The sequence below is a fragment of the Amycolatopsis minnesotensis genome, from assembly GCF_039529815.1.
GTDB lineage: Bacteria > Actinomycetota > Actinomycetes > Mycobacteriales > Pseudonocardiaceae > Amycolatopsis > Amycolatopsis minnesotensis.
On sequence record NZ_BAAANN010000007.1, the window covers coordinates 1 to 21,235 of the forward strand.

The 21,235-nt window shown below is 72.6% G+C and carries 10 protein-coding genes; 1 reads left to right on the forward strand and 9 read right to left on the reverse strand.

The features are described 5' to 3' along the window. From ABD256_RS10550 to ABD256_RS10575, 6 genes are all read right to left on the reverse strand, one after another. On the reverse strand, positions 1–4,558 hold a 4,558-nt coding region (locus ABD256_RS10550; protein ID WP_344416217.1), incomplete at its 3' end, for a beta-ketoacyl synthase N-terminal-like domain-containing protein. 175 nt (positions 4,559–4,733) lie between these two features. Continuing rightward, complete coding sequence (locus ABD256_RS10555; protein ID WP_344416219.1) at positions 4,734–5,060, reverse strand: hypothetical protein; 327 nt, start codon at positions 5,058–5,060, stop codon at positions 4,734–4,736. Positions 5,061–5,126: 66 nt separating this feature from the next. Continuing rightward, the gene (locus ABD256_RS10560; protein WP_344416221.1) at positions 5,127–6,335 is read right to left on the reverse strand and encodes a macrolide family glycosyltransferase; all 1,209 of its coding nucleotides are present in this window, start codon (positions 6,333–6,335) and stop codon (positions 5,127–5,129) included. A gap of 1 nt (position 6,336) precedes the next feature. Beyond that, positions 6,337–8,067 (reverse strand): ABC transporter ATP-binding protein, encoded by a 1,731-nt coding sequence (locus tag ABD256_RS10565; RefSeq protein WP_344416223.1) that lies wholly within the window; start codon positions 8,065–8,067, stop codon positions 6,337–6,339. Continuing rightward, positions 8,064–9,785 carry an ABC transporter ATP-binding protein gene (locus tag ABD256_RS10570; protein ID WP_344416225.1) on the reverse strand — a complete coding sequence of 574 codons (1,722 nt, stop codon included), beginning with the start codon at positions 9,783–9,785 and terminating at the stop codon, positions 8,064–8,066. The genes ABD256_RS10565 and ABD256_RS10570 overlap by 4 nt, the downstream gene beginning before the upstream one ends. Then, on the reverse strand, positions 9,782–12,271 hold the full coding sequence (locus ABD256_RS10575; RefSeq protein ID WP_344416227.1) for a macrolide family glycosyltransferase: 2,490 nt from the start codon (positions 12,269–12,271) through the stop codon (positions 9,782–9,784). The genes ABD256_RS10570 and ABD256_RS10575 overlap by 4 nt, the downstream gene beginning before the upstream one ends. Positions 12,272–12,687: 416 nt before the next feature. On the opposite strand from ABD256_RS10575, the gene ABD256_RS10580 reads away from it, so the two are divergent. After that, a complete protein-coding gene (locus ABD256_RS10580; protein WP_344416229.1) occupies positions 12,688–13,887 on the forward strand; it encodes a DegT/DnrJ/EryC1/StrS family aminotransferase in 1,200 nt (399 codons plus the stop codon). A 269-nt stretch (positions 13,888–14,156) separates the two neighbouring features. Here ABD256_RS10580 and ABD256_RS10585 read toward each other — a convergent pair whose 3' ends face one another. From ABD256_RS10585 to ABD256_RS10595, 3 genes are all read right to left on the reverse strand, one after another. After that, positions 14,157–14,840 (reverse strand): LuxR C-terminal-related transcriptional regulator, encoded by a 684-nt coding sequence (locus ABD256_RS10585; protein ID WP_344416231.1) that lies wholly within the window; start codon positions 14,838–14,840, stop codon positions 14,157–14,159. A gap of 1,141 nt (positions 14,841–15,981) precedes the next feature. Then, entirely contained in the window at positions 15,982–18,678 is a 2,697-nt protein-coding gene (locus ABD256_RS10590; RefSeq protein WP_344416233.1) for a LuxR C-terminal-related transcriptional regulator, read from the reverse strand. Next, positions 18,675–21,233 carry a LuxR C-terminal-related transcriptional regulator gene (locus tag ABD256_RS10595; protein ID WP_344416235.1) on the reverse strand — a complete coding sequence of 853 codons (2,559 nt, stop codon included), beginning with the start codon at positions 21,231–21,233 and terminating at the stop codon, positions 18,675–18,677. The genes ABD256_RS10590 and ABD256_RS10595 overlap by 4 nt, the downstream gene beginning before the upstream one ends. Between the last annotated feature and the right edge of the window lie 2 nt (positions 21,234–21,235).

Here is a 21,235-nt window from a genome sequence, read left to right on the forward strand (position 1 = left end):
ACAACCGCCCCATCCCCACCCACTGCGAACCCTGACCAGGGAACACGAACACCACACCACCACCAGCACCCACGGACCCGGCCACCACGTTCTCCGCGGCTTCACCGCGTACCAGCGATTCCAGTCCCGCCAGCAGGCCCGCGCGGTCACCCACGACCACGGCGCGCTCGTCCAATGCGGACCGTCCGGTCGCCAGGCTCCACGCGGCATCCACAGTGGACACCTCGGACTTCGCGGCCACTGTCGCCAGCCGAGCCGCCTGCCTGGCCGTCGATCCCTTGCCCCGGCCGGAAAGCACCCAAGCCACCACCGGATCGCCGTCCGGGACCTCGGGGACGGAAACCTCGGGAGCCTGCTCCAGGATCACGTGCGCGTTCGTGCCGGAGATCCCGAACGCCGACACTCCCGCGCGCCGCGGACGCCCCGCCTCCGACCGCCATGCGCGCGTCTCGGTCAGCAGCTCGACGCCACCGGCGGACCAGTCCACATGCGACGACGGCGCGTCCACGTGCAACGTCGCGGGCAGCACACCGCGCTGGAGCGCTTCCACCATCTTGATCACGCCCGCCACCCCGGCGGCCGCCTGCGTGTGCCCGATGTTCGACTTCACCGACCCCAGCAGCAGCGGACGTTCCCGATCCTGCCCGTAGGTCGCGAGCAACGCCTGCGCCTCGATCGGATCACCCAGCTTCGTGCCCGTCCCGTGCGCTTCCACCGCGTCCACATCGGACACCTCAAGACCAGCGTCCGCCAAGGCCGCACGGATCACCCGCTGCTGCGACGGACCATTCGGCGCCGTCAACCCATTCGACGCACCATCGGAGTTCACCGCCGAACCCCGCACCACCGCCAAGATCCGATGCCCCTTGGCCCGCGCGTCCGACAAGCGCTCCACGACGAGAACACCGACACCCTCACCCCACGCGGTGCCGTCCGCGCCTTCGGCGAAAGCCTTGCAGCGGCTGTCTTCGGACAGCCCGCCCTGCTTCGCGAACTCGGCGAACATACCGGGGGTGGACATCACGGCGGCGCCACCCGCGAGCGCGAGCGAGCATTCGCCGCGCCGCAGCGACTGCGTCGCCAGGTGCAGTGCCACCAGCGAAGACGAGCACGCCGTGTCCACCGACACCGCGGGCCCCTCGGTCCCGAGCGCATAGGCGACCCTGCCCGACGCCACGCTCGCCGCGCCGCCGGTGAGCGCGTGCCCGCGCGCCTGCTCGACCTCGTCGAGCGGCGCCAGGTAGTCCTGCCCGCTCACCCCGGTGAACACGCCGGTGTCGGTCTCCGCCAGGTTCGCCGGGTCGATACCGGCGTATTCGAGCGCCTCCCACGAGCACTCCAGCAGGAGCCGCTGCTGCGGGTCCATCGCGAGCGCCTCGCGCGGGGAAATGCCGAAGAACTCCGCGTCGAACTCGGCGACGCCGTCGACGAAACCACCGCTTCCGGAGACCGTCCAGCCGCGGTCGGCGGGGAACGGCCCGATCGCGTCGCCCCCGGTTTCGATCAGCTCCCAGAGCGCCGCCGGGGTCCGCACGCCACCGGGCAGGCGGCAGGCCATGCCGACCACCGCGATCGGCTCGTCGCCGTCCGCCGCACGCGCCGCCGGGCGGTCGACGGCCGCGGACTTCCCCGCCAGCACGTCGCGCACGAAGGCGATCACCCGGCGCGGGGTGGGGTGGTCGAACAGCAGGGTGGCCGGGAGGTCGTGCCCGATCGCCCCGGCGAGCCGGGTCCGCAGTTCGACCGCGCTCAGCGAGTCGAAGCCGAGGTCCTTGAAGCTGCGGCGTTCGTCCACCATCGCGGTGTCGACGTGCCCCAGCACGTAGGCGACCTGCTCGCGGACGAGCGCGGGCACGTCGACCTGGCCCGCACTGTCCTCAGTGGACCCTGTGGACGCTGGTTCTTCCTGGCGTCGCGCGGTGAGCCGGGGCGCGTCGGAACCGGTGATCCAGTGGGGCGTGCGCTGGAACGGGTACGTCGGCAGCGGCAGCCTCGCGGTGCCGAGCAGCTCGCCCCACGCCACGTCGTGCCCGGCGACGTGCAACTGGGAAAGCCCGCGCACGTACGACTCGGTCTCCGTGCCGCGCTCGCGCAGCAGCGGAATCCGCAGGCCGTCGGTGACCAGCCCGGCGAGCGTCGCGCCCGGCCCCACCTCGACGAACGTCGTGACACCGGCGCCGGCCAGTGCGAGCAGGCCGTCGCGGAACCGGACGGCTTCGCGGACGTGCCGCGCCCAGTACCGCGCGGAGCCCAGCTCGCCCGCCTCGGCGACGCGGCCGCTGAGGTTCGACACGACCGGGAGCCGCGGCTCGGCGTACCGCATCCCGCTCGCGATCTCCTCGAACTCCGCGAGCATCGGGTCCAGGTGCGCCGAGTGGAACGCGTGGCTGACCCGCAGCCTGCTGGTCTTGCGGCCCAGCGCGGTGAACCGGGCGGCCACCGCGAGCACCGCGGCCTCGTCACCGGAGACCACGACAGAGTCGGCGGCGTTGACGGCGGCGATGTCCGCACCCGGTTCGAGCGCGGCCAGCACCTCCTCCTCGCCCGCCTGCACGGCCACCATGGCCCCGGTTTCCGGCAGGTCCTGCATGAGCCTGCCCCGCGCCGCGACGAGCGAGCACGCGTCCGAAAGGGACAGCACACCCGCGAAGTGCGCGGCGGCGATCTCGCCGATCGAATGCCCGATCAGGAGATCGGGGCGGACGCCGTGGCGTTCCAGGGTCCTGGCGACCGCGACCTCGACCGCGAACAGCGCGGGCTGGGTGAACTCGGTGCGGTCGAGCACCGACTCGACCGACTCGTTCACGTCGAAAACGATCTCGGCAAGGGGGCGTCCCAGCAGCGGGGCGAACTGGGCGGCGATCTCGTCGAAGGCTTCGGCGAACGCGGGCACGGCGCGGTACAGGTCCGCGGCCATCCCCGGCCGCTGCGCGCCCTGCCCGGAGAACAGGAACGCGACCGAACCGCCGTCCCCGGTCTCCCCGGTGACGACGCGCGGGTGCTCGCGGCCCTCGGCGAGCGCGCCGAGCGAACCGGCCCAGTCCTGTCCCTTGTGGACGTTCAGCACGGCGCGGTGCTCGAAGGCGGCCCTCGTGGTCACGAGCGACGCGGCGAGTTCGGCGAGATCGGCTTCCGCACCGGCGGCCAGCGACGCGGCCTGCGCGCGCAGGGCGCTCGCGCTGCGCGCGGACAGCACCACGGGAACGGTGTCCAGGCGCGCGGGCGCGCGATGCTCCGCACGCGGGCGCTCCGGCGGCGCGCTCAGCACGACGTGGCAGTTGGTGCCGCCCATGCCGAACGAGCTGACCCCGCCGACGCGGTCGCGGCCGCCGCCGGGCAGCGCGCCGCGCTCCTGCTGGACGCGCAGGTTGAGCCGGTCCAGCTCGATACCGGGGTTGACGCTGCGGAAGTTCAGGCTCGCCGGGAATTCGCCGTGCTCCAGCGCGAGCGCGGCCTTGACGAAGCCGACGATGCCCGCCGCGCCTTCGAGATGCCCGACGTTGGTCTTGGCCGAACCGACGCGCAGCGGTGCCTCGCGGCCCTCCGCGGCGCCGAGCACCTCGCCGAGCGCGGCCGCTTCGATCGGGTCGCCGACCGGGGTGCCGGTGCCGTGCAGTTCGACGAAGGCGGCGGTGGCGGGATCCACCATGGCGTTGGCGAAGGCCGCGCGCAGGAGCCGCGCCTGCGCCGCGCGGTCCGGCGTGGTGTACGAGCTGCCGCCGCCGTCGTTGTTGATCGCGCCGCCGCGGATCACGCAGTGCACGTGGTCGCCGTCGCGCAGCGCGTCGGCCAGCCGCTTGAGCACGACGACCGCGCCGCCCTCACCGCGGACGTACCCGTTGGCGCGCGCGTCGAAGGTGTAGCAGTGCCCGTCCGGCGACAGCGCGCCGAAGTCCGCGACGCCGACCGCGCTGTGCGCGAGGATGTTCAGGTCGACACCACCGGCGAGGGCGATCTCGGCGTCGCTCCTGATCAGGTTTTCGCACGCGAGCTGGACCGAGACCAGCGAAGAGGACTGTCCACAGTCGACGGTCAGGCTGGTGCCTTCGAGGCCGAGGCAGTACGAAACGCGGTTCGCGAGCGCACCACGGTGGGTTCCGGTGAGGGCGTAGTGCCCCGCGTCGGCGCCGTCCGTGCGGTGCAGCAGGCGCGCGTAGTCGTCCGACATCGCGCCGAGGAACACCGAGGTGGGCGGCAGATCCGCCGAACCGGGCACGACGGCGGCGTTTTCCAGTGCCTCCCAGGCCAGTTCGAGCGCGAGCCGCTGCTGCGGGTCGAGGAACGCGGCCTCGCGCGGGGAGATGCCGAAGAACGCGGCGTCGAACCCGGCGACGTCGTCGAGGAAGCCGCCGAGGCGCACCCCCGGCCGTGCGTCGAGGTCGAAGAGGTGCTCGTCGGGCCACCGCCCCTCGGGGACGGTGCCGATCGCGTGCCCGCCTTCGCTGAGCAGCCGCCAGAACGCGGACACCTCGCCCGCCCCTGGCAGGCGACATGCCATGCCCACCACGGCGATTTCGTCGCGGTTGCCGTCCGCCGTCCGGATCTCTCGCAGCGCCATGTGGTCCAGGCCCCTTTCCTCCCAGCACACCCAGGAAAAACGCTACCGGGAGAGAATTAGGGGTAATGCCAGCGTCGGGGCACGGAAAAGGCCGGCCGCGTCCTTTTTCGCGCACCCGTAATGGGCGCGGGTGAAAAAGGACACAACCGGCCGTCGGACTTCGGCGGAAGGTCGGTCAGCCCCGGCTGCCGCCGTTGCGCCCGCCGTCCTCAGGGCACTTCTCGCCGACCTTGATGCTGCGGAGCACCTCGTTCGAGACGCTCACCTCGCGGGTCTTCTCCGGCTTGTCCTTGTCGACGCAGTCGACGGTCTCGCTGCTCTTGTTGATCGACTTGACGACCCAGTTGCCCGGCTCGTCGCAGCCCGCGACGAAGAACAGCAGTGGTGCCGCGGCCATCACCGCCATCGCACCCCGCCGGAGACGTCCCGCCGTTCCTGCCCGCACGGCCGCGCTGCGGCCAGTGGTCTCAGCCGCCGTGCGGCTGGTCGTGTCCTGCGCCATGTCCTCCATGGTGCACCAACCGGCTGCGGAACGTACCCGTCCGGTCACAAAAGTCTGAGAATTCACCTACAGTGCCGCAGCCCGGGTGAGGCTCGCTTCGATGACCTCGGCCGCCTTGACCGGGCCGCCCGCGGCGGCGAAATCGGCCCTGATCCCGGTGACCGCGGTCCGCACGGCCGGGTCCGCGGCCACCGACAGCACCGCGTCGCGGAGGGCGTCCGGGGTCGCGTCGGCCGGTGCCAGCATCCGCCCGAGCCCGAGTTCGACCGCGCGCTTCGCGTTGAGCCGGTGCTCGGTGACCTCCGGCGGCACCAGCACGAGCGGGACGCCGAGGTCGAGCGCCTCCATCATGCTGCCGACCCCGGCGTGGCAGACGAACACGTCGGCCTCGGCCAGCACCGGCGCGTGCGGGACGAACCGGTGCGCGCGCACGTTCGGCGGCAGTTCGCCCAGCTCCGCGGGATCCACCTTGTCACCGAGGGTGATCACGACCTCCCACGGCAGGCCGGTGAACGCCCGCGCGCAGTCGCGGAAGAAGTCCGCGTTGTGGTTGAACGTGGTGCCGAGCGAGATGAGCGCGAGCGGGCCATCGCCCTCGCGCCGCCAGGTCACCTCGTCCTTCGCGGGGAGGCGGCACGGACCGACGAAGGTGTGCCGGTCGTCGAACTTGTCCACCTCGAGCTGGAACCGCCTGGGCAGGAAGACGATGTTCGACTCGTCGCAGCCCACCAGCAGCTCCTCGGCGCCGATGCCGAGCTCGTGCTCGGCGATGAACTCGCTGACCTTGACGAAGAACTCGGCGAACGCCGGGTGGTCCACGGGGAACGGCTCGGCCAGTTCCTCGGCCTGCGCCGCGCCGAAGGAGAACTCCTCGTTGGAGGCGAACACCGGGAAGAGCTGGATCGAGGGCCTGCCGTGCTTGCGCGCGAGCGCCCGGCCGGTCGGGAAGGTCGCGACGTCGTAGACCACCACGTCGGGGAAGTCCCCGGCGAGCTCGGCTTCGAGGATCCTGGTCGCGCGGATGGCCTCTTCGATGCACCGCAACGGTTCCCGCGCCATGTAGTCGACGGTGAACGCCGCGGGGATCTCGTGCGTGGCCAGCTCCGACTCGTACACGAGCGCGGTCGCGCCGGTCTCGGTCACCTCGTCGGCGTAGTCCTTGACGGTGGCGAAGGTGACCCGCTTGCCGCGCTTCACCAGTTCCGCCGCCACGGCCAGCGCCGGCGTCACGTGCCCGCGTGCGGGCAGCGGCATCAGCAGCACGTGTGGCGTCATCTCATACCTCGTTCCAGTAGCCGATCAGGTCCGCGTACAGCGGTGATTCGTCTCGAAGCTCTTCGTGCGTGCCAACGGAAAGGGTGCCTTCGTGCAGCAGCGCGACGCGGTCCGCCCGCATCGCCGAGCTCATCCGGTGCGCGATGATCACCAGCGTCCGGCCGGTGGCGGCGAACGCCTCTTCGACCTGGCGCTCGCGCTCGGGGTGCAGGTGGCAGGTCGCCTCGTCCAGCACCACGACGTCGGCGGGACAGGCGTACGCCCGTGCCAGCGTGATGAGCTGCTTCTGCCCCTCGGACAGCTCGTTGGGGGCGTCGATGCGCCCGTCGATACCGCCCCGCGCGGCGATCAGCTCGTCCGCGCCGACCGCGCCGACCGCGCTTTCCAGTTCGGCGTCGGTGGCGTCGGGGTTCAGGTAGGCGAGGTTTTCCCGCACCGAACCGGAAAAGACGTAGGCCTCCTGCGGGAGCAGCGTCAAGCGGCGGCGCAGGGCCGTTTCCTCCAGGCTGCCGACGTCGGTGCCGCCGAACAGCACCTCGCCCTGCTGCGGCCGGTCCAGCCCGGCGAGCAGGTTCGCCATCGTCGACTTCCCGGCACCGCTCGGCCCGACCACGACCAGCCGCTCACCGGGTTCGACGTCGAGGTCCACCCGGTCGAGCACGCGTTCGGACGAGGCGCTGTACCCGAAGCTGACCCCGCGCAACGCCAGCGCGCCACCGGCCGAGGTCGCGGTCAGCTCCGGCGGCACCCAGGTGGACGGGCGCGAGTACTCGAGTATCCGTCCGAAGAGGACACCGAGCTGGAGGCCGATCTCGCCGATCAGCCGCACGATCGAGCGCAGCATCGGGTCGAGCGTGCCGATCAGGTAGGTGGCGGCGCCGAGCAGCTCACCCGGCGTCAGCCCGCCGCCGGCGACCGCGGCGGGCGCGGCGAGCAGCAGCACCGCCAGCGGCAGCCTGCCGCCGATCGAGATGATCGCGACGCGCCCGGCGACCAGGCGGCCGACCAGCAGCGCGGCACGGGCGTGCGTGTCGACGTCGGCGGAGAGGTCTCGCTCGGCGCGCTCGGCCGCCCCGCACGCGATGACGTCGCGGAGGCCGAGCAGGGTGTTCGCCGCGTTGGCGGACAGCCGTTCCTCGGCGAGCAGCGATTCGCGGACCCGGCGCTGCCAGCCGCGCGCGGTCACCACGATCACGAACGCCACCAGCACCGACCCGGCGACCGCCGTCCACGCCACGATCGGCGCCAGGAAGAACAGCCCCGCGATCGCGAAGACCAGGGAGAACACCGCGGTGCGCAGCACGACCAGCAACTGGCTGACGAGCATCCGCAGGGTGTCGGTGTGCTTGGTGGCCGCTTCGACGTTCCGGCCGTCGACGCGCTCCTCGTCGTGCACCGCCCGGCGCAGGCTCGCCGTCACGGTGCGCGTGATCAGGTCGAACCGCATCGACTCCACGATGGTCGCGAGGGGTTCCATCGCCTGCCGGGCGCCGAATCCGCCGATCACCACCAGTGCCGCGTAGGTCCCGAGCAGCAGCGCGCCCGTGCCGAAGTCGCCGCGCAGGAAACCCCGGTCGAGCGCCTGCGCGACGAGCGCGCCGGAGAACAGCACCGGCACCGACTGGAGGAACGACCACGCCAGCAGGCGCGCGAACGCGCCCCGCTGGCCCCGCACGCTGTCCGCGGCGAGCCGCCAGCCGCTGTCGATCCTGATGTCCTCAACGGTGGTCATGATGCGCTGCCCTCGCTCGCCAAGTCGGTCGCGGCGCTCTCCTCGACGGCGAAAACCCTGCCGTACTCCGGATTCGCCAGCAGCGAGCGGTGCGTGCCGATACCGCCGACCCCGCCGCGGTGCAGCCACACCACGAGGTCGGCGCGCGAGGCGGTGGACGCGCGGTGCGCGATCATCAGCCTGGTCGCGCCGCGCAGCGTGTCCTGCAGCGCCGCGCTGATCGCCGCCTCGGTCGCGGTGTCCACACTGGACAGTGCGTCGTCCAGCACGACGAGCCGCGCGCCACGGCAGGCGGCACGCGCGAGACCGAGCCGCTGCATCTCGCCGCCGGAGAGCCGGAGTCCCGCGACCTCGGTGTCCGCCCGCTTCGGCAGGCGGGCGACGAACTCCTCGGCCCCGCTGCTGCGCAACGCGTCCGCGATCCTGGCGTCCGAAATGGACTCGTCGCCGTAGCGCAGCGAGTCCGCCACGGTGGTGCCCAGCAGCACGGGGCGCTCGTAGGCGTAGGTGACGGCCTTGCGCAGCTCATCGGAGCGGAGTTCGGACACCGGCACCCCGTCGAAGGTGATCCGCCCCTCGTCCGGGCTGAGCAGCCCGCCCGCGAGCGCGGTCAGCGTGGTCTTGCCGACCCCGGACTCCCCGACCAGCGCCACGGTCCGCCCCGCGGGCACCTCGAAGGTGATGTCGCGCAGGATCCACCGGTCCTCGACCGCCGAGCCGACGCCGTGGAAGCCGATCGTGATCCCGGCGGATTCCCCCGGCACCGGCCGCGTGCCCGACTCGATACCGGGCTCGTCCAGCACGGCGCGCACGCGTTCGCCCGCCGCGCGCATCTCGCTGATGTCCTTGACGGTGTTGGCCTGCTGCAGGATGCCCAGCGCGTAGGTCAGGTACGACGAGACGGCGAGCAGCTCGCCGGGGCTGATCCGGCCCGCGGTCAGGCAGTAGCCCGCGACCGCGAGCACCGCGATCTCCAGCACCGGGAGCAGCAGCGTGGTCTCCCACGCGACCGTCCGCTGGCGCCGCCAGATCCCCATCGCGAGGGTCCGCAGGCTCCGCGCCGGCGAGAGGACCCTGGTGATCTCCCGCTCGACGGTCCCGCTCGCGCGGATCGTCCGCATCCCGCGCAGCGCGTCGAGCAGGCCCGTCGCCACGTCGGCCTGCTTGCCCGCGGCGGTGATGCTCATCGGGATCAGCTTGCGGAAGTGCGCGCGCAGCCGCAGCCACACCAGCGGTACCGAGACGAGGAAGGTCAGCCCGATGAACGGGTCGACCACGAACAGCGCGACCAGTCCGCCGAGCGAGGTCAGCGCGGGCACGAAGATGCTCGTCACGACCGCGGCCGCCTGCGCGGTCTGGTCGGTGGAGTCGGTCAGCCGGTTCACCAGGTCGCCCTGGTTGAACCGGCGCTGCCCGCGGAAGCCGAAGGTGAACAGGTGCGAAAGCGTGTCGGCGCGCAGCTTCCGCATCGCCCGCACGCGAGCCGAGTAGCTGGCCAGCTCGCCGAGGCTTTCCGCGACGGCCGAAACCACCATCAGCACGATGACCAGCACCACCGCCGAACCGCCGTCGGCGTGGATGGCCGCGTTCACCGCGGCGCCGAGCAGCGCGGGCACCGCCATCGTGGTCAGCGTCTGGATGATGCCGAACAGCACCAGCAGTACGGTCGACGCGCCACCCGCGCGCAGCGCGTCCGTGCTCGGCGACCGGGTGCTCACCAGGTGACCTTGAGCTCGTGCACGCCGTAGTGGTCCATGTCGTGCCGAAGCGGCACCTGGTCCAGCGGCACCGCGGCGCGCAGGCCGGGGAACCGCTCGAACAGCGCGGGGTAGGCGACGCGCAGCGTTGCCTTGGCGAGGAACTGTCCGACGCACTTGTGCACCCCGTGCCCGAAGGCCAGGTTCGCCCGGTGCTCCCGCGTGACGTCCAGCCGGTCGGCGTCGGGGAAGCGGCCGGGATCGCGGTTGACCGCGGGCAGCGCGACGAGCACGGTTTCGCCCTCCCGCACCGTTTTCCCGCCCACCTCGACGTCGGCGAGCGCGGCGCGGCTGGCGCCGAACTGCGAAATGGTCAGGTAGCGCAGCAGTTCGTCGATCGCGAGGTCGAGCGGCGGCCGTCCGCCGGGTGCCGCGGGCTCGTTCGCCGCGGCCCGCAGCGCGGCGAGCTGGTCCGGGTGCTCCAGCAGCGCCAGCGTGCCGAGGGAGATCATGTTCGCGGTGGTGTCGGTGCCCCCGCCGAGCAGCGCCCAGGTGAGGTTGCGCAGCTCGGTGTCGTCGAGGTCGCTCGTGCTCGCCAGCTCCGAGAGCAGGTCGCCGTCGCCGCCGGTGCGCTTGCCCGCGACCAGCTCGTCGAGCAGGTCACCGACCACCTTGACCGCGCCGAGCAGGTCGTCGACGTCGAGTTGCAGGTGCATCAGCACGTCGAGGTTGTCGTGCAGCGGCGCGCGCAGGTCCGCGGGCACCCCGAGCAGGTCGAAGATCACCTTGGCCGGCAGCGGCCGCGCGAAGTCGCGCACCAGATCGGCGGGGCCGCCGCGTTCGGCCAGCCCGTCGAGCAGTCCGGTGCAGGCCGCTTCGATCGCGGGGATCTGCTCCTCGGCACGGCGCGCGCTGAACAGCTCGGCGACCAGCCGCCGGTACCGGGTGTGCTGCGGCGTGTCCATCCGGTTGAACGCACCGGGTTCGGCCGCCGGGGCGCGGTGCCTGCCGGGCGGGAACGGGAACGGCGGCGGGAGCGGGGAGTCGATCAGCTCGCTGCGGTGGCTGAACCGGGGGTCGGTCAGCACGGTCTTCGCCTCGTCGAACCCGGTGACGAGCCAGCCGTCGTCGCCGAGCGGGAAGCGCATCCGGTGCAGCGGCCCGGTTTCGGCGAGTTCGCGGTAGCGGTCCGGCGGGTCGAACGGGCAGCCCCTCGTCCGCGGCAGGTCGACCGCGTCGTACGGGCCGGGGTCGCCGTCGCCAGGGTCGCGCAGCAGGTCGACGATGAGTTCGGCGGCCCTCGGCGCGCCACCGGCGGCGTCGATCTCGCACTTCATCCACTTGGTCCTGCGCCGGATCCCCGGATCGGTCCTGGCCAGGTGCACGGCCGCGCGCAGCTCTTCCGCGCTCGCGTCGGGGTCGAGCCGGGGCCCGAGGCCGAGTTCGACCACCCTGGCCGCGCTGACCCGCTGCTCCGGCTGGTGCGGCACGACCACGATCGGCACGCTGTTGTTCCCGGCGTGCATCATGCCGCCCATGCCCGCCTGCGACACGAACACTTCGGCGTGCGGCATCACTTCGTGGTACGGGATCCACGAGTGCACCTCGAAGTTGTCCGCGAACGCGGAGAGGTCCATCTCGCCGTTCTCGTCGTCGAGCGCCTCGTCGACGGCGAGCACGACGTGCCACTCCGAGTCGTTGAACGCCTCGGCGCAGGTGAGGAAGAAGTCGGGCCGGTCGTTGACCACGGTGCCGAGCGAGATGAACAGCACCGGCTTCCCGTCGCCCGGCGGCTGCCAGCGGTCCGTGCTCTCCTTGCCGTCGTCACCGTCCTCATGGGACAGTCCGACGAAAGCCGTTTCGGGGCCGAAGGTATCGCCGTAGGGCTGGAGCGCACGCGGGTGGAACACGAGGCTGTGCTCGTCGAACGCCTCGCGGAACTCGGTCGCCTCCGCCGGGTCGAGGCCGTGGCTCGCCATGAACTCGGCCATCATCTCGTGGAACTTCGCGATCGCGGGGTGGTCCTCGTCGAGCTGCGGGTGATCCGCGCCGTCGACCTGCGCCCGCATCAGCGAGTACCGCTCGTTGGAGGCGAACACCGGGACGAGCTGGACGGTCGGGATCTTCCACTTCCGGCCGAGCGCGCGGCCGGGTGCCCACACCGTGCAGTCGTAGACGATCAGGTCCGGCCGGTCGGCGCCGGCCTGCGCCTCGATCGCGGTCGTCGTCCCGGTCAGTTCGGTGATGTACTGCAGGAAAGCGGCGCCGAGCGCGTCCTGGGTCCAGGTGTCCGGCGGGTGGGTCTCCGACATCAGCGGCACCCGGTAGTCGATCACGCCTGCCCCGGTCTCCGCCGCGAGTTCGGCGACGTCCGCGGTCACCGCGTAGGTCACCCGGTGCCCGCGCCGCATCAGCTCGCGCGCGATCGCCTTCGTCGGGATGACGTGGCCCGGCGACGGGTAGGGCAGGAAGAGGACATGCTGGGCTTGACTCGGTTCGCTGCGCACGGGACCCACCTGGCTCGCCGGGGACTACGGACTCATTCCATCGAATGGTGCAGCGCCCGGCGGGCGGTGTCACCGGCTGCGCGCAGGGTCTAGCAATTCACTCACATGGTCTTCCGCGCGCCGCCACAGTTATCTGAGAAATGCCCTCGACCTGCTCTGGTTACCCGCTTCCGCCTTGACCGCGCCGCCGCGGCATGCCGAGCATGTCGGCAGGCCGGTGCGCACCGCACCGGCCGACGATCATCCACTGTGGACGAATCGGGTGCGCCGCGCTGGCGGGCGGCCGTCATGGCACGGGGCAGCCGGAAAGTACTAAGCGTCCCACTAGCGCGTCGTCTGGACACTGTGAAGACGAGAACCAACTTGAAATCCACCAACTGGCGCGCGGGATCCTGCGCCACCTCCCGGGAGCGACGATGACAAACGGCGTAGGAGACCTCGCCCTGTTCGGTGGGCCCCCCGCATTCGACCGGACCCGTGTCGTCGGGCGGCCTCGGATCGGGGACAGGGCCCGGTTCCTGGACCGCTTGGACAAGGTGCTCGACAGCGGCTGGTTCACCCACAACGGCCCGCTGGTGCAGGAGTTCGAGCGGAAGGTCGCCGAGACCGCCGGTGTCGGGCACTGCGTGCTGGTCACCAGCGCGACCACCGCGCTGGAGCTCATGCTGGACGCGGCGGGGGTCACCGGCGAGGTGATCATGCCGTCGATGACGTTCATCGCCACCGCGCACTCCGCGCGGGTGCGCGGCCTCCAACCGGTGTTCTGCGACATCGACCCGGTCACCGGGTGCATCGACCCGGACGAGGTGGAGCGGCTGATCACCCCGCGCACCACGGCGATCGCGGGCGTGCACCTGTGGGGCCAGCCGTGCGCGGTCGACCGGCTGCAGAAGATCGCCGACGCCAACGGCCTGTTCCTCTACTTCGACGCCGCGCAGGCGCTGGGCAGCACGTTCGAGGACACCCCGGTCGGCAGTTTCGGCAGTGCCGAGGTGTTCAGCTTCCACGCCACCAAGGTGGTGAACTCCTTCGAGGGCGGCGCCGTGGTCACCAACGACGGTGAACTCGCGGAGAAGATCCGGCTCCGGCACAAGTTCGGGATGAACGCCAGCGGCGTGGTCTGCCGCGAGGGCACCAACGCCAAGATGACCGAGGCGTGCGCCGCGATGGGCCTGACCTCGCTGGAGGCGCTGGAGGATTCCATCCGGGCCAACATCGACCGGCACGCCGACTACCGCGCCGCGCTCGCCGGGACGCCCGGTATCGAGGTCGTGGAGTTCAACCCCGCGCACCACAACAACCACCAGTACCTGATCATCAAGGTCGACCACGCGGAGAACGGCCTTCGCCGCGACACCCTGCTCGACCTCCTGCGCGCGGAGAACGTGTTCGCGCAGCGGTACTTCTCGCCGTGCTGCCACCAGCTCGAGCCCTACCGGACGGAGAACCCGGTCGTGCTCCCGCGCACCGAGGCGCTCGCCGAGCAGGTGATCGCGCTGCCGACCGGGCACGCGATCACCACCGAGGACGTGACCACGATCAGCGAGCTGATCACCAGGGCCGCGGTCAACGGCACGGAGCTCACGCGCCGCCGCGAAGCCGTCGGAGTGAGCTGAGGCAGCGGGCGTCCCCGAAGGCCACCTCCGGGGACGCCCCGCATCTCCTTGGCACGGAGAAAAACAGGCAGTCCCGATCAGACAGTCCCGATCAGGCAGTCCACACCGGACAGCACACACGAAAGGAGAGCGCACGCGGAAAGGGTGCGTGCGAAGAGAGTTCCCCCAACGACAGCGAGCGCGAACACGGCGACGATGCCGTGTCCGCGCTCAGCCCCAGTCGTGTCTTGCCCCGCTGGCTCCGGACCCTTCGGATTACGGGTGATGCGTCAGCGGATGTACTCGGGGGTGACCTTCGGTGGCCACTGCCCGATGCGCAGCACGCCCTGCGAGTACGCCTTGGCGACGAGCGCGGACCGGTTGGGCGAACGGAACCGGCGCAGCATCGCGCCGACGTGGTATTCGATGCCCTGCCTGCTGAGGTAGAGCTTCGAGGCAAGCTGCACCGTCGAGATGCCGGCCGCGACGCCTTCGAGCACGCTGGCGTCGAGCTCGCTGAGCATCTTGCGCCGATCCGGCAGCGTGCGCGCCGAATCGCCCTTCCAGTCCGGCCGCACCAGCAGCACGATCGAGCTCGCGACGCCGTCCTGCGCCCGCACCGCGACCCCGGTCAGGTCACCGGAGAACACGCCATCGCCGGGCCGGAGCCCGACCAGGCGGGCCGAGAACCGGTCGCGCCTTCCCTCGGTGAGCTTGGCCAGGTGCTGCAGGGTCACCTGCTTGACGCTGGGGTGCACGAAATCGCCGAAGTGCTGGCCGCACACACCCGAGGCCGACCGGCCGAACTGGTAGAGGAAGTCACCGTTGGCTTCGAGAACACGCAGGTCGGAATCAAGACTCGCGATACAGATGTCCGAGAACTCGGCAGCGGGGCGCCCCGGCGAGCCCACTCTGCCCTGGTTGCCGGCCGTACCCCGCTCCACAGCGGAGACAGCATCGAGAACCTCACTCATGACGGCAGACCTTCCCCTCAACGTCGAGACCCGACTTCGCGATCGAGCCCCGAATCAACGTCCCCAGTGCTATCCGTCTCCCCAGTGCGACGCCTGGGCCGCGTTGTTGGTAACAAACCAAGGCGTCGAGTTCGACCGTATCGAGCCGGTCTCAGTCCGGTCAACGGGCCCACCCCATCTCACGGCTAAAAGTGCGGAGTCCGTCCGGGGAGGTACGGCACCGTAATCCGGGACCTTCGGTGTGCCACATCACACGGAGCGTCAGCAATTGCGCACAGGCGGATACGCTATGCTTTGTTCAGCGCGATGAACTGGGTCTCTTTTGGCCTGCCGCGCCCAGTCCGCCCGTTTTTCCCGGGCTCGGCGACAATCGGCATCGACGCCTTTTTCCTCGATCATCCCACCCTTCCGGGCGTCGTTCGATGGCGCCCTCCGATGGAACGCGACGCGGGACGCACGGGCACCGAACGAGAGCGGGTCATCATTGGAACGTTTCACTGCATCGGCGGAAGATGATCACTGAGAGTGGCCGCTGGACGGCTGGACGGGCTCGCGCGCGGCGCCGCGCTACGCCGCCACATCGGACCAGAAAAACACAGGTGACCTGGGAATAATCCGAATCCGGCTGACGCGTGAAACGATCAACGAATGCCGTCGCGAGCGCTCCGGCGTCCGCCGGCGAGTTGATCACTCCGCGCGAGCAGCCGGCCACATCGACCCGAGCGGCCGGCGTACGGGAGATGAATTTTCGACACAATTGGCGAAATTCTGAGGCGCCTATTCGAGTACCGGGGGCGCCCCGGAGAAGGGGATGAAGAACCGATGAATCGCCGGAATCGCCGAAACCACGAAGACGAACCGGACTCGCCACTCGCTCCCGTCACCCGTCTGGCGTAGTGACACCGCACCGGCGGTTTCCCCTTCGGGCGCCATTCCCCGATTACGGGCACTTTTCCGTCGGCCGCCCTTGCCCGCCGCCACATTTTCCCGTTACGAAAAGCACGAAACCAGGACTACCGGTCCCCGGCGCCCTGTTACTTAGCGCTGTCGAACCCGCACGGAAAGACAACGAAAATTCGAGAGAACGACGCATAACAGGGCAGAAATTCACCACTCGGCCCCCGGCGAGGACGCGGGCCGGTCAGTGCCCGTGCACCCGGAACAGGTCACCGCGCCCGGCGACGCCGAGCTTGCGGTAGCAGTTCGTCAGGTGCTTCTCCACGGTCCGCCTGGTCACCCGCAGCTCAGCGGCGATATCGGAGTTGGTCCTGCCCGCCACCGCCAGCTCGACGACCCGCCGCTCGGCCTCGCTCAGCCCCGCGGCCGTGAGCGGCACGGGCACCGCGGGCGGCGGCCATCGCAGCTCGCCGCCGATCCGGTCGGCGAGCCAGTGCGCGCCGCAGCCCTTCGCCAGCCGGTAGGACTCGCGGAGCCGGTCGTCGGCACCGGGTGCCCGCCGCGCGCGCAGCAGCCGCGCCTGGTCGAGCAGGGCCTTCGCCAGTTCGAGGCGGTCGCCGGAGCCCTGCAGCGTCTCCACCGCCTCGTCCACCAGCTCCGCCTGCTCGGGCAGCGGCGCCAGCGCCGCCCGCAGCCGCAACGCCCTGCTGAGCGCGCCGGGGGCGCCCCACGCGCGTGCGTGCTCGTGCTCCTGGCGGAGCACCGCGCGCGCCGAATCGGGGTCGCCGAGCCTGCGGTGCAGCCTGGCCGCCCACGGCCGCCACGGGAACAGCACCGGGTTGTCCCAGCCCGCGGCGGCCAGCGCGGTCGCGCAGCCCAGCACGTTCTCCAGCGCGCCGCGGGGATTTTCCCGCTCGGCCACCGCGCCGCGCAGCAGGGAGACGGTCGCCCGCAGGTGCAGGCCCGCTTCGTCGCGGGGCGGCAGCGCGGCCCCGGCGAGCAGCGCGGCCCCGAGCTGGTGGTCCCGCACCGTCATCGCGACCGAGGCCAGCGCGGTGACCGGCACCTCGCTCACCCGCAGCACGTCCTCGCCGAGCAGGTCGAACGCCAGCCAGGCGGCGGTCGCCGCGGGCGCGTGCCGCCCCAGCCCGGCCAGCATCACCGCGCGCAGGCACAGCACGGTCGCGCGGTCGACCCCGGTGACGCCGTCGGCTTCGAGCGCTTCCAGCGCGCCGTCCAGCCAGGCGAGCGCGTGTTCGGCGCCGCCGGTCGCGACGAGGGTGGACAGCAGCAGGGCGGGCGTCGTGCCCGCGTCCCGGCGAAGGGCGGGTTCGTGCCGGAGCAGGAACTCGGCGGGGGCCGACAGCTCCGCCGCGGTCCCGCCTGCCCCGACCGCGCTCGTGTAGAGCAGCACCGCGGCCAGTTCGCGCTCGGCGTCGGTGTCCACCGGCGGCTTCCCGCCGAACCCGGCCAGCCGTTCCCGCGCCGACTCCGCCGCACCGGGCGCCTCGCACCGGCTGTACCGGCGCCGCGCTTCGAGCCGCACGTCGACCGACGGCTCCAGCCACGTGCGCCCGGCGTCGCGCTCGTGGACGCGCGCCACGAGCCGCGCCGACGCCGACGCCTTGGCGGAGCGGAAGGCGGTCAGCGGGAGCATCGCGAGCGCTTCGGCGCGTTCCGGCGCGGACGGCAGCCCCTCCACCGCGCGCGCGACGTGCCGGAGCGCGGCATCGGCGTCGAACCGCCGCTCGGCGGCGGCCAGGTCCACCAGCAGCCGCGCCCGATCGGCGCCGTCGTGGTCGTAGGCGCGCAACGCGCGGCGCAGGTACCCCGCCGCGCGCACCGGTTCGGACCGCTCGACCGCCACCTCGGCGGCGGCGCGCAGTTCCTCCACCGCCCAGCCCGGTTCCGCGCCGGGCGGCACCGCGAGGAGCCGGTCGGCGACCTGGAGGACATGGGATCCCGTCTCCTGCACCGCGTCGGCGGCGAGGAGCTGCAGCCGGTCGTGCTCCGCCGCGGGCATCAGCGCGAGAACCACCTCCCGCAGCACCGGTGCGGCGTACCGCGGCGGGCCGACCGGGGAGAGCAGCCCCAGCGCGGCGAGCTGGCGGCACGCCTCGGCGACCGTGACCGGCCCGGTGTCGTCGATCCGCTCGACGAGCGCGTGACTCGCTTCGGTGCCGAGCACCGCCACGATCCTGGCGCAGTCCGCGGCGCGCGCGGGCATGGCGGCCAGTGCCGCCGCGACGCGTTCCCGCAACCGCCACGAGCGGCCGGCCAGTCCCGACACCAGTTTTCCGCGCTCCGCTGGTACCCCGTGGACGGCGAGGTCGTGCAGTGCCGCGTCCAGGCACAGCGGCGAGCCCGCCGTGGCCGTCCGCAGCGCGCCCGCGAGCTCCTCGTGCGCGGAGTCGCCGAGCCGGTCGGCGAGCAGCTCCCGCACCGCGCCGACGGTCAGCGGGGCGAGCTGGTGGTGCCAGGTCGCCGAGCCCGCGACCGCGCGGACCGCCGGTGCCGCCGAGCCGGGATCGCCGTCGCGCACCGTGCACACCAGCGCGACGGGCAGTCCGGCGATCTCCAGCGCCCAGTCGCCGAGCACCGCGGCCGACGCGGCGTCCGCCCAGTGCAGGTCGTCGACCAGCACCACGAGGGGGCTGCCGAAACCGGTGTCCCGCACCAGATCCGCGAGCGCGGGCACGGCGCCGGGAACGAGCTGCGGCAGGACGCTCCGCTCCTCGCCGTCCAGCGCCGACGCCGAGGCGGACAGCACGCGCGCGCCCGCGTCGGCGGCTCGTTTCCCCGTTTCGCCCAGCAGCGCGGACTTCCCGGCCCCGAGCGGGCCGCCGAGCACCGTCACCGAACCGCGGCCGGTCATCGCCGCGCGCAGTGCCCTGTCCAGCGCGTCCAGCTCGCGGTCCCGTTCGAGGAGCCGCCCCGTCATCCGTCCGCCCGCAGCGCCTCGGCGAGCTGATCGCGTCCCCCGATGCCGAGCTTGCGGTAGACCTGGGTCAGGTGCAGCTCGACGGTCCGCTTGCGCACCGCGAGCCGTGCCGCGATGCCCGCGTTGGACACGCCCCGCGCGGCGAGCTCGGCGACCCGGCGCTGCGAGTGGGAAAGCCCGCGCTGCGCCGGAACCGGGCCCGCGTCGATCCGGCCGCCGAACTCGGCGAGGCACGGCGCCAGCTCGTCCCAGCCGTGCCGGGTGGTCAGCGCGTCCGCCAGCTCCACCGCCGCGCGCGCCTCGGCGGGCCTGCCGTCGGCCAGCCTCGCCTCGGCCAGCTCCAGCAGCGCCTGGCCGTAGGACGCGCGGGGCGTGGCCCTGGCGAGCAGTTCGACCGCCTTGTTCAGGTGCTCGCGGCCGTCCTCGGTCCCGCCGAGCAGCCGCGCGGCGCACAGCCGGGCCTTGCCTTCGGCGGCGGGGGTGCCCCACTCGCGCGCCAGCACGATCTCCTCCGCCACCAGCGCGCTCGCCGCGGCCGTCTCGCCGACGGCGTGCAGGCAGTGCGCGGCTTCACCGCGCCACGGCAGGAACTCCGTGTTCCGCCAGCCCCGCGACGACATCTGGCGGCCTGCTTCGCGGAACCTGGCCAGCGCCTCCCGCGGGCGTTCTTCGGCGGACAGCAGGAGCCCGTGCGCGTAGGTGAGGCAGATCGCGCCGATACCGCGGCCGACCCGGAACGGCGCCAGCGCCAGCGCTTCCCGCGCCATGGCCGGGTCGCCTGCCCGGACGTGCGCGATCGCCTCGACGGCGAGCAGCCGCGACCGCAGGGTGGGATGCCAGTAGTCCAGCGGCAGCTCGTCGCGCAGGGCCCGCACGTCCGTCCGGCCGCGGTCCCACGAGCGCGCCGCCATCGACAGCTCGGCCCTGGCCAGCATGAGCCGCGCGGTGAAGACCTTGCCGCCGGTGCGCCGCGACGCCTTGACGAAGCGCTCGACGTGCTCCGCCGCCTCTTCGATGTCGTCGGTGAGCTGGAGCGCGAAGGCGGCGGCCACGGCGGCGCTGACCGGGACGGGGTCCCCGGTCGCGGTGAGCACGGCGCGCGCGAGGCCGCGCACCCTGGACGGGCGGGATCCGCGCAGGGCGAGGCGCAGCGCCGCGACGGCGGCGGGCGCGGGCGCGGCGGGGCGCTCGGGCACCGGCGGCATGGTCGCGCTGCCCAGCCCGGCATCGCCGGAAAGATGGTCACCGGCGAGCCAGTACAGCCCGACCAGCCCGTCTCTGTCCTCTTCGGACAGACACGGATCGCCGAAGGTGCCCGCGATCCCCCGCCGGACGGCGAGCCCGTCGCCCCTGGCCACCAGCAGATCGGCGGCGTGCACCCGGTGGTGGCCGCGATCGTCGCCCGGCACGCCCCGCAGCACCTGCGCGAGGTGGCGGCAGCCGGCCCCGGTCTCGCCGGGAAGTTCGGCGGCGCCCAGCTCCGACAGCACTTCCGCGCGTTCGCGCGGCGGCGGGTCCTCCCGCAGGAGCCGGGACAGCAACGCGGTGCCGTCCCGCGCGGCGCCTTCGGCGAACGCGGCCCTGGCACCGGCTCGCAGCGCGTCGCGCACCCACGGCACCCGGATCGGCCCCGCCCGCAGCAGGATCATCGCCACGTCCACCGCGGGCAGGCCCGCGTCCCTGCCCAGCGCGGCGGCGCGGGCGATCAGCGTGTCGCGGGCGGGCTCGGCCAGTTCGGCGAGGACCTCGTGCGCGGCGGGGGTCCACGGCGCGCCGCGGACCCCGCCGTCGGCGAGGCCGAGCGACCGCAACCGGCCGAGCGCCTCCGACACGTCGTCCTGGCAGGCGAGCTGCGCCACGAGCCGCTCGCCCAGCCTGCCGTCCCCCGCCGCGAGCGCGCGCAACACCGGTGAGAGCGACGGCGGCATCCCGTCCAGCAGGCGCCTCGTGCGGTCCCCGGCGACCATCGCGCGGCATTCGCCGAGCGTCCCGTGCCCCGCGGCCACGAACCGCGCGGCTTCGACGAGTTCGGCGACGCGCACGGGGCCGGTCCGCGGCACGGGGCGCACGCCCAGCTCGGCGAGCACCGCCGCGGCGCCGTCCTGGCTGAGCGGGCCGAGGTCCATCCGGTGCACGCCTTCGATGGCGAACACCGGGTCGTCGCCGGATTCGAGCGCCGCGGTACCGGCGAGCACGAGCAGTCCCGGCGCGCCACCGCCCGGCGCCGCCAGCGCGCGGAGCCACCGGCGGGACTCCTGATCGGCCCAGTGCACGTCGTCGACCAGCACCACGGGCGAGGCGGAACCCAGCCCGCGCCAAAGCCGCCCCGGATCGGCGCGCAGCCGTCGCGCCACCGCGCCCGGCACGTCGCCGGTGCGGCACCGCGCGCCGAGCACGGGGTGCCCGGCCAGCCTGGCGAGCCGCGCGAACTCCCCGAGCAGCGCGGTGCGCCCGGTGCCGGGCGCGCCTTCGACCAGTACCGTCGCGGCGCGGCCCGACGCCAGCCCGTCGCGGAGGTGCTGGAACGAGGACAGCTCGGCATCGCGCTCGATCAAGC